Below are 16,465 nucleotides of genomic sequence, written 5' to 3' on the forward strand. Positions count from 1 at the left end.
GGCCGCGGTCTCCCGTTTGTGTCGAGCGGTCACGATCTTCGGAAGTATCCCATCGACGGTTGCTCAGCCGTGCAGCGGCTCGTAGCAGTCGTACGAGCTCTGCTGCAGCACCAGCCCGTCCTTGAACTCGTAGAAGGCTCCGACGTGCGCGGTCAGGGCCGTGCCTGCGGCCAGATCGCCCAGCTCCACTGCCGTCGTGGCCTGCCACGTGAGCTGCACGGCGGCCCGTTCGCCGTCCAGCAGCACAGTGCGCACCTCGTAACTCTGGCTGGCGATCGCTCGGCGGCCCTGCTCGGCACCGCCCAGGATCTCGGCCAGCGGCCGCCGGTGCCCGTGGGGCCGCATCACGCTTGGATACTCGATCTGCTCGGCCTCGGGGTGGAAGAACGGCGACACGTCGCCCCCGGCCTCGATGGCCGCGTACATCTTCCGCAGCAAACTTTCGTGCTCATCCATATCCACAACCTAAGTTGCACAACCTTGGTTGTCAAAGGTGTAATGGCACCTGTGGACCTCAACGTGATTGTGCTGACCGGCCTGGCCGGCGGTTCCCTCGAACGGCTGCAGCTGGCGCGCTTGGCCGAGGCCGGCTTTCCTGGGCTGCGCCGTTCCCACGGGTACGTCTTCCAGCGCCTCATCGACGGCTCGTCCACGGTTGGCCAGTTGGCGAAGGCGCTCGGCATCACGCAGCAGGGCGCGTCCAAACAGGTACGCGAGCTGGAGGACCTGGGCTACGTCGGCCGCGTGCCGTCGCCGGCCGACGCCCGGGTGCGCACGATCGAACTGACCGCCCGCGGCCGGGCCGCCGTCGAGACCGCCCGTGAGGTGCAGGCCGCGCTGGAGGCCCAGGTGTACGAGGCGGTCGGCCCCGAGAAGCTGGCGGCGGCCCGCGAGGCCCTGACGGCGATGCTCACCATGACTGGCGACGCCGCCCGCATCCCGAGCCGCTCGGTGCCGCTCGGCGAGGTTTGACGGCCTCATCGATGTCGATGGACGTCGTTGCGCGAGCGATCTAGGGTTCCGATGTGACCACCGGATCAGCCCGGGTCGGCCGGCCGGACGACATCGATCGCGTCGTCGAGATCCTGACGGCGGCCTTCCTCCACGACCCACTATGGGGGCCGGCCTTCCCGGACCTCGACCGTCGTGCCGAGGGCGCGCCGGCCTATCTGCGGTCGCTACGGCCGGCTGGGCTTCATCGGAAGATCACGGCCGCCACCGGTCACGAGATGACCATGATGTGGCGCCCGGCGAAAGGCGACCGGCTTGTCCAGCAGTCATGACATACGCCTGTGGAACGAGGTGGCCGGCCAGTACGCCGAACACATCACCGGGGTGGGCGACTCGTTCTATCGGCGGCTGAGCCCGTTGCTGTGGAAGACACTCGGCGACATAAGTGGTCGGTCGGTGCTCGACCTTGGTTGTGGACACGGGTGGCTCGGCGAGCAACTGCGCTCGGCCGGGGCCGTCGTGACGGGAATCGACGGCAGCGCCGCGCTCCTGGAGCGTGCGGCCCGGAACTATCCGGATATCCACTTCGTGGAGCACGACCTGACCGCCGGCCTGCCGCAGCCGTTGCAGGAGTATCACGCCGTGGTCGCGCATATGGTGCTCATGGATGTGCCCGAACTCGACAACCTCGTGCAGGATGTGCGCGCTTCGCTCGTCGACCGGGGGCCGTTCGTGTTCTCGATCCTGCATCCGAGCTTCTTCAGCCACGAGCCGGTCGAAGACAGCGGCGAGCGATACCGCAGGGTCACCGGATACCTGGACCACGAGCGGCGCTGGATCACGTCCTTCGGCGGGCATCACCACTACCACCGGCCGCTGTCCTGGTACTTCGACCTACTGACCCGCCACGGCTTCACGGTGACCGCCCTGCACGAGCCGCCGACACTGCCGCACCACGCCCGCCCGGAATCCGAGTGGACCGACTACGAACGCTGGTTCGCCACCATCCCCACGATGCTCGCCGTCTCCTGCCGCCCCGCCTCCTGACCGGTCGGCGGTCTCACCGCCGCGAGACGCCGTAGACGATGCCGCCGATCAACAAACCCCCCAGGGCGCACAGAAAGCTGGTGCCGGCCGCCGAATCGAGCGCTTCGTAGCCGCCGGCGCCGAACCAGCCCCACGCAAAGCCGACCACCCCGCCTACAACCAGGCCGACCACCGGCCACAGGCCACGCCTCATCGACCCATTGTCGACCCGGGTCGGCGAGTCGCCGGGAGCTGAGCGGCGTCAGTACGGTGGGCGGATGAGCGAACTGCCGATCGTCGCGGTGGCCAGTGGCAAGGGTGGAGTGGGCAAGAGCAGCGTGGCGGTTGCTCTGGCTCGGCAGCTGGTGCGGGGTGGGCGGAAGGTGGGGCTGGTCGACGCCGACCTCTCGGGGCCGGACGTGCCACGCATGCTGGGGATTCGGCGGGATGCGCCGGCCCGGTCGGTCACCCTCGCGCGGTGGGGGCGGGACGGGCAGAGCGGGGGGCTGGAAGCCGTCGAGGTGGACGGGCTGAAGGTGGCGTCGGCCGGGTTTCTGCTCGGTGGGTCGCAGGCGCTGGCGTTCGGGTCGGACCTGGGCGACCTCCTTCTGGGGCGGCTCGTCAAAGAGACCAACTGGGGCGACGTCGAAGTCCTCGTCGTGGACCTTCCGCCGGGAATTAGCTTCACGCAGCAGGGTGTGCTCTCCGGGGCCGGTCGGGTGACCACGATCCTGGTGGTGACGCCGGCCGAGGTGTCGCACCTCGACACGGGGCGGGCGCTCAGCGTGCTGCGCGAGGTGCGGACGCCGGTGCTGGGCGGCGTCGAGAATATGGCCTACTTCGCATGCCCGCACTGCGGTGACCGGACCCAGCTGCACACGCCGGCCCCGGACGAGCGCACCATCTGGGCCGACGGCGTCGACCGCCTGGCCCGCCTGCCGTTCCGGCCGGACGGCGAGATCGGCCCGGCCGACCTCGCCCCCGTCGTCGACGCCGTGACGCGACACATCGATACGGCCTAGTCGCTGCGGGCGGCATCCGGGCCGGTGATCTGGCGCAGCAACGGCAGCGTCAGGCTGATGACGGCCAGAGAGGCCGCGATGCCGCCCAGCACGATGCCGTAGAAGGACAGGCCCGGCGGATGCAGCGAGATCTCCATCTGCGCCCGCAGGAACAGGTGCGCGGCCAGCAGGCCCGCGCCCAGGGCCACCGCCGCGGCGGCCAGTAGCGGCGTCACGCTTTCCAGGGCGACCACGCGGCGCAATGTTCGCAGCGGGACGCCGGCCAGGCGCAGCATGCTGAACGGGCGCTTGCGTTCGGTCAGGCCGGCCGCGATCCCCACGGCCAGGCTGCATCCGGCGATGGCCAGGCTGGTCAGCACGACCACGTCGGCCAGGCGCTGCCAGCCGGCGTACGTGCGGGTGGCCTCGGCGTTCCATTCGGCGTCGGTGTACGGCGAATACATCATCGGGTGGGCCAGCGCCAAGGTGGTGCGGGCCTGTTCAAGCGCCGCCCGGGAACCGTCGGTCCAGGTGACGATCGAGTCGACGGCCAGCGACGGCAGCCGGTCAGGGGAGATGGCCGCGGTGGGCCAGACGCCGTTCCAGCTCTCCGGGCCCTGCAGGCTGTTGTAGACCCAGGCCGTACCGGCGCCGGGTGCGCAGCGGCCGTTCGAGGTCATCCGGCTCAGGTCAGCGCACGAAACGAGCGCCGTCGGCCAGCCCCAATCACCCAGCGCCTCTTGCGGCGGCGTCAGGTCGGCCGGAGGACGGCGGGTCACTGCGTTTCCGCGTACGCCTGACTGGTCGTCCAATCCGGCCGGCACCGGATCGCCGGTCGGGGCGGGCAGACCGTCGCGGAAGATGGTGAACAGCACCGAACGGTCGGCGCTGTGCAGGGCGTTCAGGGCTTCCGCACGGTCGGCGGACAACGACCCCATGATGCCGACGGCCACCGTCATGACGAACAGCGCGATGACGAGGCCGCTGACCGACCGGAACCCGGCCTTTGGGTTGCTCGCCAGGCGCCGGGCCGCGATCAGGGCCGCCGTGCCGTTCGCGCGGCGGGCGGCGACCCGGGCGACCGCCATCGTCAGCCACGGCCCGGCCACCACCAGCCCGATCATCACGACGAAGATGCCGGACAGATAGGCGAGGATCTGGCCATCCACCGTGGATGGACGGCGTCCCACGAAGTACGTTAGTTCGGCCAGCCCGGCCAGCAGCGGCACGAGACGCCAGGCGCGGGGTGGACGGGTTGCGGCCCGGCGGGTGATGCCGAGCGGCGACACCCGTACGCGCCGAAGCGCGACCAGCGCGGCCGCCGCGGCCAGCAACGGAACCCCCACGGCGACACTCAGCACGAGCGGAACGGTCAATGCGAGGTCGGACGGGAACATGGGCGCGCCGGTGAACGGGACGGCGGCCACCGCGTCGCGGAAGGCCAGGAACAGCGCGAAGCCCACCGCGGTGCCGGCGATCGCGGACACCGTGGCCTCGACGGCCGACACGATCCCGACCTGCCGCGGCGTCGCGCCGACCAGCCGCATGGCGGCGTAGCGCTGCTCGCGCCGGGTGGCGGCCAGCCGAGTGGCCGTGCCGACCAGGATGAACAGCGGGAAGATGAGCGCGGCGGCGACCACGGCCAGGATCAGCTGCAGCCCCGAGGTGGGAATGCCGGACCAGCAACCACCCGGGCAACTGGTCGGCGCCGTCGTGGAAATCGTTCCGACGCGCCAGGCGCCGGGGCGCTGCGACATCTCGGCGGGGGAGTAGCCGACGACGGCCACGAGCGAGTCGGGCGAGGGCAGGGCCTCGTCGCCGATCGTGCCGGCCAGGCGGCCGGGGTAGCGGTCGGCCAGTTCGGCGGCCGGATAGGAAGCGATCAGCTCGGCCAGGGCCGGGGACGCGAAGTATTCGCCGGCCGCGGGCAGTCGCGGAATCCCCGGCGGCACCGGCGATCGCGGGCCGGTGGCGGCCAGGTCGACCCGGCCGATCGTGCGGGCGTCGAAGCCGTCGATCCGCAGCTGCCACCGCAGCGGATCCGGGCCGGCCGCGGTGCGCGAGTTGGCCCAGCCGTAGCGGTCGTTCTGGCTCGAGACGCCGCCCAGCCCGGCCAGGGCGGCCAGGAGCAGCCCGACCCCGAGCGCCATGGCCACGGTGATGACGATCAGTCGTACGGCCGCCTCACGACCCCCCGCCAGCGTGAGACGCAGACCGAAGCGAATCATGAGACCGGCTCCGCGGTGAGCGCCAGCACCTTGCCGTCGCGCACGACAACTTCGCGGTCCGCGTACGCGGCCACCCGCGGCTCGTGCGTGACCAGCACGACCGCCGTGCCCTCCTCCCGCGCCGTGCCGACCAGCAGGTCCATGACCTGCTCGCCGGTGAGCGAGTCGAGCGCGCCGGTGGGCTCGTCGGCGAACAGCACTCGTGGGCGGGCCACCAGGCCCCGGGCGAGCGCCACCCGTTGGGCCTGCCCGCCCGAGAGCTCGCCCGAGGTGCGCCGTTCCAGCCCGTCGAGGCCGAGCCGGGCCAGCCAGAGCCTGGCCTCGGCGGCCGCCTTCGACCGCCGTACGCCCGAAAGCAGCAGGGGAAGCGCGACGTTCTCCTCCGCGCTCAGCTCGGGTACCAACTGTCCGAACTGGAACACGAAACCGAACCGGTCGCGCCGCAGGGCGCTGCGACCGGTCTCGCCGAGCCGGTCGATGCGGCGGCCGTCGAAGTGGATCTCGCCCGAGCCGGGCACGAGGATGCCGGCCAGGCAGTGCAGCAGCGTCGACTTGCCGGAGCCGCTGGGGCCCATGACGGCCAGGATCTCACCCTCGGCCAGCCGCAGGTCGGCGCCGCGCAGAGCCGGGGTGCGGCCGAAAGAGTAGTGGACGTCGCGGGCCTCGAGAACGATCGTCATCGTCTGACCTCCTGGGCGAGCGCGTCGAGGCGGGCCGCGGTCAGGTCGATCCAGCGCAGGTCGGCCTCGATGTGGAAGAGGGCGTGGTCGGCCAGCAGCGAGTCGACCAGGCTGCCGGTGCGTTTGACCGTGGTCAGCTCGCGCATGCGCTGCATGTGGGCGGCGCGCTGGGTGTCGAGATACTGCTCGGCCGGGCGGTCCAGCAGCAGCGAGAGGGTCACCTTGGCGAACAGCACGGTCTGCAGGTGCGGCTCGGGGGCGACCGGCTGGGTGAGCCAGGTGTCGACCTCGGTCGCCCCGGAATCGGTGATGACGTACCGCTTGCGGTCGGGGCCGGCGCCCGCCTCGGGGTCGCTGATCACGACCTTGCCGTCGCGGGCGAGCCGGCTCAGCGTCGAATAGACCTGGCCGAACGAGAGCGGCTTGTCACGCCCGAAGAAGGCGTCGTAGTCGCGCTTGAGGTCGTAACCGTGGCTGGGCTCGCGTTCCAGGAGTCCGAGAAGAGTGAGCGGCACCGTCATGCCGCTCACTATACGCCGAGAGTATACGCCGAGAGAAGCCCTAGACCTGAGGCAGCCAGACGCGCATCGTCGACGGGCCGCGGGAGGCCCAGTCGTGGTACGGGCGCAGCGTGACGGCGGCCTTCTCGAAGGGCGGCTCGGGGTGGTCGGGGGTGTAGGGCCAGTCGTCGTCGGGCGGCTCCACGATGTGGCACTGGGCGGTCACGCCGCCCGAGCCGTCGTCGGTCAGGGGCTGGGCGGTGTCGAGGCGGAAGGTGTCCACGTTCGGGCCGGCCGACTCGGCGCAGTAGACGACCGGGCCGCGTTCGACGGCCACGCAGCCGCGGACGGCGTCGACGCGCGGGTCGGGGAACGTGAGGCGGGGCTGGACGGGCAGATCGAGCACGACGGTCTCGCCCTCGGTGAAGCGGCGGCGGACGCGGGCCCAGCCGGGCTCGACCGGTTCGCCGTCCAGGGTGGCGCCCGCGGCCCAGGACGGAATGCGCAGGGTCAGCGTCCACGGCGGTTCGGGGGTACGGCGGATGTGGACGGCGATCCGGCCGCTTACCGGATAGTCGGTGTCGATGTCCAGGGCCACGTCGCCCACCTGCACCGACGAGGCGGCGTACTGATGAAGTTGGATGCCGTCGTCGTCGGCGGTGGCCAGATAGGCGGCCAGGCTGGCGAACGTGCGCGAGATGTTGGTCGGGCAGCACGAGACGGTGAACCAGGGCGCGCGGAGGTTCGACGAGGCCCGAGGCACGATCTCGTCCGGCGGGGGCACGGTGCCGAGCGTGCGCTGATGCAGCGTGTTGGTGTAGAAGAAGCGCGTGCCGTCGTCGGAGGGCGAGGTGGCGATGACGTTGAACAGCGTGCGCTCGATGAGGTCGGCGTAGCGGGAATCCCCGTACGCCAGCAGCAACCGCCAGGCCAGCATGACCGACCCGATGCCGGCGCAGGTTTCCGAGTACGCGCGATCGGGCGGCAGCACGAAGTCGTCCCCGAAGGCCTCGTCCTGATGCCGTGCCCCCACGCCGCCGGTGAGGTAGACGCGGCGGGCGACCGTCGTGCGCCACTGCCGTGCCACGGCCGCCAGCAATTCGTCGTCGTCGGTCTCGATCGCCACGTCGACCGTGCCCGCGGCCAGATACATGGCCCGGACGGCGTGGCCGCGCAGCACCGTCGCCTCACGCACCGGCACGTCGTCCTGGAAGTAGGACCGCCCGAATTCGATGTCCGACAGCACGTGGTGACCGCGCCGCTCCACGAACAGCCGTGCCTGCTCCAGATACCGCACGTTGCCGGTGACGCGGTACAGCTCGACCAGGGCCGGCTCGATCTCGGCGTGGCCGCACACCGATTCGATACCGCCGGTGCCGAACACCTCGCACACATGGTCGGCCGCGCGCACCGCCACGGCGACGAACTCGTCGTGGCCGTAGGTGCGGGCTCGGGCCACGGCGGCCTGGATCAGATGCCCGTACGAGTAGAGCTCGTGCCCCCACTCGAGGTCGCTGTAGCGCGGCTGCTGCCCCGGCCGGCCGAAGTTGGTGTTGAGATAGCCGTCCGGCTCCTGCGCGGCGGCCACCCGGGTCGCGATCGCCCGGAAGCGCGCGTCGAGGGCGGGGTCGCGCGTACGCCCGTGCTCCCACGCGAGGGCCTCGAGGAACTTGTAGATCTCGGTGTCGGAGAACTCGCGGCCGTGCCGCGGGCCGCCGTCGAAGTTGCCGAGCCAGCCGGCCTTGTCCAGCCATCGTTCGACGTGGTCGAGCGTGGCCGACCCGTTGACCTGCTGGCGGCCGGCCCAGAAGCCGGGCGCGCGCAGACTGACCTCGCTGAGCCCGAGCGGGCGCAGGCGGCCCCGGCTGGGCACGACGGGAGTGGAGACGGTCATGTGAGCATCACCCTTTGAGAGCGCCGGACATGAAGCCGCGGACGTAATGCCGTTGCAGGGCCAGGAAAAGCACGACGCAGGGCAGCGCCAGCACGACGACGCCGGCCTCGGTGGCGCCGTAGTCGACGATGCCCATCACCTGGCCGCGCAGGTTGGCCACGGCCAGCGGCAGCGGCATCTTGTCGGAGTCGCTGATCAGCACGAGCGGCGTGATGAAGTCGTTCCAGGCGGCCAGGAAGGCGAACAGGCCCACCGTGATGAGTCCGGGCTTGGCCGCCGGGAGCAGCACGCGCAGCAGCGCCCGCAGCGACCCGCAGCCGTCGATCAGGGCCGCCTCACGAAGTTCGCCCGGCACGGCCTCGAACGAGATCCGCATCATGAACGTGGCGAACGGCAGCTGGAACATGGACAGCACGAGAGCGAGCCCGACGAGCGAATTCTGCAGCCCGAGCTGATTGAGCAAGACGTACAAGGGAATCAACAGCGTCGCGTACGGGACCATCAGGATCGCCAGCGTGACGAGGAACAAGACGTCGCGCCCCGGAAAGCGGAAGGTGGCGAACGCGTACCCGCCGGTGACCGAGGCGAAGAGCGTGAACGCCACCGTCAACAGCGAGATGGCCGTCGAGTTCAGGATGTACTGCCAGACGCCGGCCTGATAGTTGGCCAGCGTGGCGTAGTTGCCGAAGCCCCAGCCGTCGCTCTGCTGGGTGCCGGCCTGCGGCGAGACCGAGGCCAGCGTGGCCCAGGCCAGGGGGAACAGGAACACGACGGCCAGCCCGCCGGCGAGCACGTGTTGCGGCGTACGCAGAAGGTTCTTCACGAAGGTCAGCGCTCCTTCCCGCGCAGACCGCGGAACTGCAACACGTTGAGGACGAGGAGCGCGACCAGGATCAGGATGGACAGCGCGGCCGCCCGGCCCAGGTTGTTCTGCCCCTGGAAGGCGACGTTGTAGACGAGCTGCACGATGGTGACCGTGCTGTTGTCCGGCCCGCCCTTGGTGAGGATGTAGAACTGGTCGAAGGCCAGCAGCGAGCCGGTGACGCACAGGATCGTGCACAGCGCGAGCGAGGGCCGCAGCAACGGCAGCGTCACGTGCCGGAAGGTCTGCCACCGGCTCGCGCCGTCGAGGCGGGCCGCCTCGTAGACGTCGCCCGGAATGCTGTTGAGGCCGACCAGAAGCAGCAGCATGTAGAAGCCGGCGAACCGCCACACGATGAGCGCCACCGTCGACCACAGCGCCGACCACGGCGTGCCCAGGAACGAGATCTGGCCGGGGAAAGGACTCGCTTGTGGGGAGTACAAGGCGTAGAAGAGCAGCGACGCCGATGCCAGCCCGAGCGCGGATGGCACCAGGAACGACGTACGAAGGAAACCGGTCCATCGCGACGACTCCTGCACCAGCAACGCGAGGCCGAGCGCGAGCCCGAGCAGAATCACCGTGGTCACCACCGTGTATTTCACGGTGAACCAGACGGCCGGCCAGAACAGCCGGTTGTCGAGGGCGTCGGTGAAGTTCTCGGGCGCGTTCCAGCCCCGGTTGCCGGCGAACAGGCCCCAGTCCGAGACCGACATCCGGCCGACCAGAAGGATCGGCAGGACGAAGAACACGATCACGAACAGGGCGGTGGGGGTGGCGTACGCCCAACCGGCGTACGCCTTCGCCTTCCCCACGCTATTGCGCCAGGGCGTCGGTCAGTGCGGTGTTGTCCTTGGCCAGGCCGCCGGCGTCGCCGTAGACCTGATTGCGGACCAGCGTCATCCACGGGCTCCCGGGGGCGTTGAAGGCCTGCTGGAAGTTGACCGCCACGGGCGTCTTGCTCTGCGGCGCCGCGGCCACCTTGTTGACGGTCGCGACCCTCGGATCCTTCTGGCTGTACTTGTTGTCGACCAGATCCGTGCGTGAGACCGTGCTGCCGGTCGCGGCGATCACGTCGACCTGGGCCGCCTCGGAGGTCATCCAGGACAGGAAGTTCCAGGCCTGCTGGCTCTTCTTGGAGTCCTTCGAGATGCCGATGCCGTCGCCGCCCACGAACGTCGAGCCGCCCCCGTCGACACCCGGGATCGGGACGACGCCGACATCGACCGTCTTGGCCGCGGTGGACAGAAGCGTTGCCGGGTACGGCATCACGCCCACCTTGCCCTGCTGGAAGGCCGCCACCCAGGTCGCCCCGGTCTCGTCCTTGGCGCCGGGGGCGATCGCACCCGCCTCCTGCAGCTCACGCCAGGTGCTGTAGACCTTCTGAGCCGCCGTGCCGTCCATGAGGGACTGGGTGCCCTCGGGGTTCATGACCTCCTGCCCGCTGGCCCAGACCATCGGGAACCACGTGAAGACGTTGCAGCCGCCGCAGTTGCCACCGAAGTAGGTGCCGTAGACGTCCTTCTTGCCGAGCTTCTGGATCGCGAGCGCCTGATCCTTGAACTCGTCGATGGTCGTCGGGCCCTTCTCGGGGTCGAGGCCCGCCTCCTTGTAGAGCTTCTTGTTGTAGAAGATCACCGAGAGGTCGAGGATGAACGGGAGCACGTACTTCTTGTCCTCGAACGTGCCCGCGGTGAGATGCCCCTGGTTGATCTTGTCGGCGTACGGGAGAAGTTTGATCGGCTCGGTGAGGTCGGCGAACAGGCCGGCCTTGGTCCAGTTGGGCACGTAGACGATGTCGGCCGCGAACAGGTCGGGCAGGCCGCCGCTGCCGGCCGCCGCGCCCACCTTGGCCACGTAGTCGTCGTTGGGGGTGACGGTCAGCTTGACCTGGTTCTTGTGGCTCTTGTTGTATGCGTCGACGAGCGCTTTGGCCTGAAGCTCCAGCGGGGCGCGGGTCCAGAGGGTCAGTGCCGAGCCGTCGTCGACACCCTCGGCGGTGATCTGGCCGCCGCCGGTGGCGTTGTCGTCGTCCCCGCCGCACGCTGCGGCCGAGGCAAGCAGGCCCGCGATCGATATCACGGCCACCGCTCTGCGAATGCTCAAGGTGCTCCTCCGTTTTCGGTCCGGCGATTCACGGGGAGTAAGGTGGCAGCTTGTCAGTGCAGCTCAAGCCGGTTCCTAGGCCGGGAGCTCAACTGCCGAAAAGGTTTTCAGGAACGTAATCCTGCGGCTATTTTGCTGTCAAGAGTGTTCTCGTCCTGGGGGAGTCAGGTTGGAGCGAGCGACCTTGCGCGACGTGGCCCGGCTGGCCGGGGTGTCCGTCGCGACCGCGTCCAAGGCCCTCAACGGTCAGCCGCAGGTGCGGGCGTCCACCCGCGAGCGGGTCATGCAGGCGGCGTCCCAACTGGACTTCTCGCCCAACACGCACGCCCAGGCGCTCATCACGCAGCGCACCGGCACGGTCGGGCTGCTGACGTCCGACCTGGAGGGCCGCTTCTCGATCCCCATCCTGATGGGCGCCGAGGACGCGTTCGGCACCGACCAGACGTCGGTCTTCCTGTGCGACGCGCGCGGCGACAGCATCCGCGAGCGGCATCACCTGCGGGCGCTGCTGTCCCGCCGGGTCGACGGCCTGATCGTCGTGGGCGCGCGCCCCGACAGCCGGCCTTCGCTCGGGCGCGATCTGCCGGTGCCGGTCATTTACGCGTACGCGCCCTCGGAGGACCCGGCCGACCTGTCGCTGGTGAGTGACAACGAGGGCGGCGGCCGGCTGGCCGTCGACCACCTGATCCGCTGCGGCCGCCGCCGGATCGCCCACATCACCGGCGACGCCACCTACGGCGCGGCGCAGGATCGGGCGCGCGGCGCGGTCGACCGGCTTGCCGAGGAGGGGCTGGAGGTGGCCGGGGGCGAGGTGTGGTTCGGCATGTGGTCCGAGGCGTGGGGCCGGGGCGCGACCCGCATGCTGCTCGAGCGCTGCCCCGACGTCGACGCGATCTTCGCCGGCTCCGACGAGATCGCCCGCGGCGTGGTCGACGTGCTGCACGAGGAACGCCTGGACGTGCCGGGCCAGGTGGCCGTGATCGGCTACGACAACTGGACGATCCTGGGGGCCAACGCCCGCCCGCCGCTGACCACCATCGACCTCAACCTGGAACAGCTGGGCCGGGTGGCCGCCCAGCGCCTGTTCGCGGCGATCGGCGGCACGCTCGGCTCCGGCGTCGAGAAGTTCCCGGGCAAGCTCGTCACCCGCGAATCGACGGCGCCGTTGCGCTGACTCAGGGGTTGCAGGCGGCGTCCGGGTCGCCCTGCAGACGCTCGAGCAGGGGAGCGAGGGTGCGGCGCTCGGCGTCGGTGAGGCGGAGCAGGATCATGTTCCGCTCGGCCACGGCGGTCGAGATCTGATCGCGCATGGCCTCGCCGGCGTCGGTGAGGGTCAGCAGCTTGACGCGCCGGTCGGTGCCGGGGATGCGGGTGATCAGGCCGCGCTCCTCCAACTGGTCGGCCAGGCCCGTGATGTACGACCGGTCGCAGTGCAGCTGCTCGGCCAGGTCACGCATGGGCGCGGGCGTCGAGAGCAGCACCAGCACGCGGGCCAGCGGCACGGGCAGGCCGAAGGCGCCCACCGTCGTCACGAACTCCGCCTTGGCCTCGTCGGCGATGGTGATGAGCAGCTGGGCCAGTCGGCTCGCCTCGGCGAACCGCGCCTCTGTGGTCGGCATGACGGCCAGAATACTACGCCAACTCAATAGTTGACTCACTCACGCATCTCCGGCTACGGTCGGAATGCGTGACTCGCTCAACCAATTAGTGAGTCAACTATCGGAGGTTCACCATGGGCAACGTCGCAGTCGTCGGGGGCACCGCGGGCATCGGGCAGGCGATCAGCCGAGCGCTGGCCGCTCAGGGTTCACGCGTGCTGGTGGTGGGCCGCACGTTCCGGGACGCCGGGGTGCCCGGGCTCGAGTTCGTGCGGGCCGACCTCAGCTCGATGCGCGAGGCGGCCCGGGTCGCTGCCGACCTGCCGGCCGACCTCGATGCGGTGGTCTTCACGACCGGCATCATGGCCGCCTCGAAGCGGCAGCAGACGGCCGAGGGGATCGAGTCGGACATGGCCGTGAGCTACCTGAGCCGTTTCGTGATGCTGCGTGAGCTGGCCGGGCGCCTCGAGCGGGGCCGCGTCTTCGTGATGGGCTTCCCCGGCAAGGGGCAGGCGGGGAACCCGGACGACCTGAACGCCGAACGGTCGTACAAGGCGATGGCCGTACACATGAACACCGTGGCCGCCAACGAAGCGCTCGTCCTCGACGCCGCCCGCCGCTACCCGCATCTCGACGTGTTCGGCCTGAACCCGGGCTTTGTGAAGTCCGGCATCCGCAGCAACCTGTTCGGCGAGGGCTCGCTGCGCTACCGGCTCATGGAAACCGTGCTCGCGCCGATCTACACCAAGCCCTCCGCGTACGCGGAACGAGTCGTGCCGCTGCTGTCGGTGAACGCGCCCAGCGGCACGATGTTCAGCCGCAAGGGCACCGCGATCCCCGCCTCGCCGGCGCTGACGCCGGACCGTGTGGCCGCTTTCATGGCCGCATCCGAGCGTCTGGTGGGAATCGCGGTGCCCTGACGAGTCAGCGCTGCTGCAGGATGGCCAGCTTGGTGTAGGCGACGCTGAGGATGTCGGGCTTGCCGTCGCCGGTGACGTCGGCGATGGCCAGCGCGTCGGGCTGGTTGCCGACGCCGTCGATCGGGTTGACCGTGTAGGCGCCGAGACGGCGGGTGGTCTGCTGCAAGAAGACGGTCGTGGCCAGCCAGCTGGCGTGGGCGGCGACCAGGTCGGCCCGGCCGTCGCCGGTCAGGTCGCCGATGGCCAGGCCGGCCGGGCAGTCGTAGGCCGGATAGACGGTGGGGGTCCTGGACAGGCCGCCGGCCTGCTGGGCGAAGACGTTGACGGCGGCGTCGGGCTGGTTCCGCGACGAGCTCAGCACCAGGTCGGCCTTCTTGTCGCCGGTGACGTCGCCGACCGCGGCCGCCTGGGTGAGGTAGCTCGGGGCCTGGTAGCTGGTGGCGGCCGCGTACGAGCCGTTGGCCTGACGCAGCCGCACCCAGGCGCCGGCGCCGAACGCCTGCGCCACGTCGAGCCGGCCGTCGCCGTTGAAGTCGGCCACGAAGACCTGGTCGACCACGGTGACGTCGGGCACCGGGGCGCTCAGCGTGACCGAGGCCGGGAAGGTCTTGGCCGTCGTCTGGTGGTGGATGCGGACCCGGCCGATGCCCGCACTGACCACGAGATCGCGGCGGCCGTCGGCGTTGATGTCGGCGATCGCCACGTCGTCGGTCGGGCCGGGCACCAGAACGGGCGCGGTCAGTTTTCCGCCGCGCTGGTAGAAGACGTCGACGCCCTTCGAGGTCGCCATGGCCACGTCGGTGCGGCCGTCGCCGTCGACGTCGCCGGCGGCCAGCCGGACGTCGTAGTAGGTGCTGTGCCCGGCGATCCGCGTGGGCGCGCCGTAGGTGCGGTCGGCCCGCTGGGCGAACACGAGCAGCGCGCTCGTCTCGGTGTTGTCGGCCGGCCCGAGCCCGGCCAGGATGTCCGGCCGCCCGTCCCCGGTCACGTCGGCCACCGCGACCGCGTTCGTCTCGATCGAACCGGTGCTGAGATAGCGCACCGGAAGGAACGTCCCGCTGCTCGCCGCCGAAGCGGGCGCCACCGGTGTCAGGGCGAGCAGAATTCCCGCCGCCATGGCAACTGTCTTCACTTGTACCCCCATCTCGAAGTCCACGATGGACTTCCCCTGGAGTGACGTTCGTCAAACCAGGGTTCAGGACGATCGGGCGCCCGGGGCAACGCCGTTCAACGCGGCCTCGGTGAGCTCGAACAGCGCGCGCTGGAAAGCAGGGGCGGTCGCGGTGGGGTTCGGCGCCGCGGGAGTGCTCTCGTCGTAGTAAGTGCCGTTGTCGTAGTCCTCGCCGATGACGTGCAGCAGATTGCCCGCGGCGTGCTGCGGATCGTCGCCCCGGATCGAGAACATGGCGTGCAGCAGCGCCGTGCTGACGATGCCCGGGTGCACGCTGACGGCCGTCCGGGTCGTCTTCTGCAACGTGCCGGCCAGCCGGCAGGTCTCGGTCACCAAGGCCAACTTCGATTGCGCGTACGCCGTCCCCGGCGCATAACGATGCCGGGCCAGATTCACGTCGTCCGGGTCGAGCGTCGCCGACAGATGTGTCGCCGAGGCCACGTTCACGATCCGGTCCGGTTCGCCCAGCAGCCGGGTGAGCGCGACCGTCGCCAGATAGTTGGTCTGGAACGTGAGCTCGAAGCCGCTGGACGCGATCGTGCGATGCGGCGGCCCCGGCCGGGCCGCGTTGTTGACCAGAATGTCGATGTGCCGGGCGATGCCCCGGATCCGGGAGGCCAGTCCGGCCACCGCCTCGAGCGACGAGAAGTCGGCCCGGAAGTAGGCCACGTCGTTGCGCGGCGGCAGCGGCGAACTGGGCTCGATTCCATGCAGGATCAGCAATCCGACCCGCCCGGCCAGCCGTTGGGCTGTGGCCAGACCGATTCCACTGGTAGCTCCGGTCAGGACGACCGTCTTACCCGCCAGCTCCATGGCGGCAGCCTAGAGCCAGGCCGTCCCCGGCGGCAGCCCCTTTAGGCTGTGGCGCCGACTGGGCGGCCGGTGGCGACGGGGTGCGGGCGGCGGCCCTCGGACAGCTGCACGACCTGGTCGGCGAAGGGGACCGGGCGGGTCGTGGTGACGACCACGGTGATGCCGGTCGTGGCCAGATTCTGCAGCACCTGCAGTTCGACAGCAGGTTCGAGGTCGGTGGTGGCGTCGTCGAGCACGATCAGGCGGGGGCGGCGCGACACGGCGCGCGCGATGGCGATCTGGTGGCGGTAGTCGCCGGGGTCGCCGTCCTCGGGCAGAGCCGCGATCCGCAATGCCTCGCGCGGATCGGCACCGGCGCCGAGGGTGACGTTGTCGCGGATCGAGCCGGCGGTCACGAACGGGCGGCGGGTCACGACGGCCACGCTCGAGGCCAGCACCTCGTCGCCCAGGCGGCGGACGTCGACGCCGTCGAACCGGACCGAACCCTCGGCGGGGGCCAGGCCGGCGGCCAGCTCGAGCAGGGTGGTCGCCTCGGCGCCGGTGACCACGGTCAGCGTGCCCGGCTCCAGCACCAGATCGGCGCCGCCCAAGAGCCGGCGCCCGCCCCGGACCACGCCGGCCCTACGTATTTCCACCCGCACCACGCGGACCACCCCCGATGTCAAACCCGCAATCGCCTACCAAACTAGTAGGTCTTAGGGTTGATGTCCATCGGTCT

Annotated in this window: 19 protein-coding genes; 6 read left to right on the forward strand and 13 right to left on the reverse strand. The window is 70.3% G+C overall.

Translation table 11 applies throughout. The annotated features are described in order from the left end of the window. Window positions 1-63: 63 nt before the first annotated feature. A complete protein-coding gene (locus tag OWR29_RS34710) occupies window positions 64-456 on the reverse strand; it encodes a nuclear transport factor 2 family protein (RefSeq protein ID WP_267567672.1) in 393 nt (130 codons plus the stop codon). Between the two features lie 51 nt (window positions 457-507). On the opposite strand from OWR29_RS34710, the gene OWR29_RS34715 reads away from it, so the two are divergent. The 3 genes from OWR29_RS34715 to OWR29_RS34725 are packed head-to-tail and all read left to right on the forward strand — an operon-like array spanning window position 508 to window position 1,998. Beyond that, entirely contained in the window at window positions 508-972 is a 465-nt protein-coding gene (locus OWR29_RS34715) for a MarR family winged helix-turn-helix transcriptional regulator (RefSeq protein ID WP_267567674.1), read from the forward strand. A 53-nt stretch (window positions 973-1,025) separates the two neighbouring features. Then, window positions 1,026-1,283, forward strand: coding sequence for a hypothetical protein (locus OWR29_RS34720; protein ID WP_267567676.1), 258 nt, complete (start codon window positions 1,026-1,028; stop codon window positions 1,281-1,283). Beyond that, entirely contained in the window at window positions 1,267-1,998 is a 732-nt protein-coding gene (locus OWR29_RS34725; RefSeq protein WP_267567678.1) for a class I SAM-dependent DNA methyltransferase, read from the forward strand. The genes OWR29_RS34720 and OWR29_RS34725 overlap by 17 nt, the downstream gene beginning before the upstream one ends. A 13-nt stretch (window positions 1,999-2,011) precedes the next feature. On the opposite strand, the gene OWR29_RS34730 is transcribed toward OWR29_RS34725, so the two are convergent. Further along, entirely contained in the window at window positions 2,012-2,191 is a 180-nt protein-coding gene (locus OWR29_RS34730; RefSeq protein ID WP_267567679.1) for a hypothetical protein, read from the reverse strand. 64 nt (window positions 2,192-2,255) lie between these two features. Here OWR29_RS34730 and OWR29_RS34735 point away from each other — a divergent pair, with 64 nt between their 5' ends. Further along, complete coding sequence (locus tag OWR29_RS34735; protein ID WP_267567680.1) at window positions 2,256-2,999, forward strand: Mrp/NBP35 family ATP-binding protein; 744 nt, start codon at window positions 2,256-2,258, stop codon at window positions 2,997-2,999. Here the strand turns inward: OWR29_RS34735 and OWR29_RS34740 are convergent. Genes OWR29_RS34740 through OWR29_RS34770 form a run of 7 tightly spaced genes read right to left on the reverse strand, consistent with a single transcriptional unit; the run spans window position 2,996 to window position 11,245 of the window. Continuing rightward, window positions 2,996-5,206 carry an FtsX-like permease family protein gene (locus OWR29_RS34740; RefSeq protein WP_267567682.1) on the reverse strand — a complete coding sequence of 737 codons (2,211 nt, stop codon included), beginning with the start codon at window positions 5,204-5,206 and terminating at the stop codon, window positions 2,996-2,998. The two genes, OWR29_RS34735 and OWR29_RS34740, sit on opposite strands and share 4 nt — an antisense overlap. After that, a complete protein-coding gene (locus OWR29_RS34745; protein WP_267567684.1) occupies window positions 5,203-5,886 on the reverse strand; it encodes an ABC transporter ATP-binding protein in 684 nt (227 codons plus the stop codon). Before OWR29_RS34745 ends, OWR29_RS34740 begins: the two co-directional genes overlap by 4 nt. Further along, on the reverse strand, window positions 5,883-6,407 hold the full coding sequence (locus tag OWR29_RS34750) for a PadR family transcriptional regulator (protein ID WP_267567686.1): 525 nt from the start codon (window positions 6,405-6,407) through the stop codon (window positions 5,883-5,885). The genes OWR29_RS34745 and OWR29_RS34750 overlap by 4 nt, the downstream gene beginning before the upstream one ends. A 40-nt stretch (window positions 6,408-6,447) precedes the next feature. Beyond that, complete coding sequence (locus tag OWR29_RS34755) at window positions 6,448-8,280, reverse strand: glycoside hydrolase family 127 protein (protein ID WP_267567688.1); 1,833 nt, start codon at window positions 8,278-8,280, stop codon at window positions 6,448-6,450. Window positions 8,281-8,287: 7 nt separating this feature from the next. Further along, window positions 8,288-9,103: a carbohydrate ABC transporter permease gene (locus OWR29_RS34760; protein WP_267567690.1), complete on the reverse strand. Its 816-nt coding sequence runs from the start codon at window positions 9,101-9,103 to the stop codon at window positions 8,288-8,290. A 5-nt stretch (window positions 9,104-9,108) separates the two neighbouring features. Further along, on the reverse strand, window positions 9,109-9,954 hold the full coding sequence (locus OWR29_RS34765) for a carbohydrate ABC transporter permease (RefSeq protein ID WP_267567692.1): 846 nt from the start codon (window positions 9,952-9,954) through the stop codon (window positions 9,109-9,111). A gap of 1 nt (window position 9,955) precedes the next feature. Then, complete coding sequence (locus OWR29_RS34770) at window positions 9,956-11,245, reverse strand: ABC transporter substrate-binding protein (protein ID WP_267567694.1); 1,290 nt, start codon at window positions 11,243-11,245, stop codon at window positions 9,956-9,958. A gap of 169 nt (window positions 11,246-11,414) precedes the next feature. Here OWR29_RS34770 and OWR29_RS34775 point away from each other — a divergent pair, with 169 nt between their 5' ends. Further along, complete coding sequence (locus OWR29_RS34775; protein ID WP_267567696.1) at window positions 11,415-12,419, forward strand: LacI family DNA-binding transcriptional regulator; 1,005 nt, start codon at window positions 11,415-11,417, stop codon at window positions 12,417-12,419. Between the two features lies 1 nt (window position 12,420). On the opposite strand, the gene OWR29_RS34780 is transcribed toward OWR29_RS34775, so the two are convergent. Then, complete coding sequence (locus OWR29_RS34780; protein ID WP_267567698.1) at window positions 12,421-12,864, reverse strand: MarR family winged helix-turn-helix transcriptional regulator; 444 nt, start codon at window positions 12,862-12,864, stop codon at window positions 12,421-12,423. A gap of 113 nt (window positions 12,865-12,977) precedes the next feature. On the opposite strand from OWR29_RS34780, the gene OWR29_RS34785 reads away from it, so the two are divergent. Then, window positions 12,978-13,763 (forward strand): SDR family NAD(P)-dependent oxidoreductase, encoded by a 786-nt coding sequence (locus OWR29_RS34785; protein WP_267567700.1) that lies wholly within the window; start codon window positions 12,978-12,980, stop codon window positions 13,761-13,763. Between the two features lie 4 nt (window positions 13,764-13,767). Here the strand turns inward: OWR29_RS34785 and OWR29_RS34790 are convergent, their stop codons facing one another. The 3 genes from OWR29_RS34790 to OWR29_RS34800 all read right to left on the reverse strand — a co-directional run bounded on the left by OWR29_RS34790 (window position 13,768) and on the right by OWR29_RS34800 (window position 16,391). After that, the gene (locus OWR29_RS34790; protein ID WP_267567702.1) at window positions 13,768-14,895 is read right to left on the reverse strand and encodes an FG-GAP repeat domain-containing protein; all 1,128 of its coding nucleotides are present in this window, start codon (window positions 14,893-14,895) and stop codon (window positions 13,768-13,770) included. A gap of 63 nt (window positions 14,896-14,958) precedes the next feature. After that, the gene (locus OWR29_RS34795) at window positions 14,959-15,747 is read right to left on the reverse strand and encodes an SDR family NAD(P)-dependent oxidoreductase (protein WP_267567704.1); all 789 of its coding nucleotides are present in this window, start codon (window positions 15,745-15,747) and stop codon (window positions 14,959-14,961) included. Window positions 15,748-15,788: 41 nt separating this feature from the next. Continuing rightward, window positions 15,789-16,391, reverse strand: a complete 603-nt coding sequence (locus OWR29_RS34800) for an ATP-binding cassette domain-containing protein (protein ID WP_267567706.1) — start codon at window positions 16,389-16,391, stop codon at window positions 15,789-15,791. Window positions 16,392-16,465 lie beyond the last annotated feature (74 nt).

The organism is Paractinoplanes pyxinae, from assembly GCF_026626335.1.
Taxonomy (GTDB): domain Bacteria; phylum Actinomycetota; class Actinomycetes; order Mycobacteriales; family Micromonosporaceae; genus Actinoplanes; species Actinoplanes pyxinae.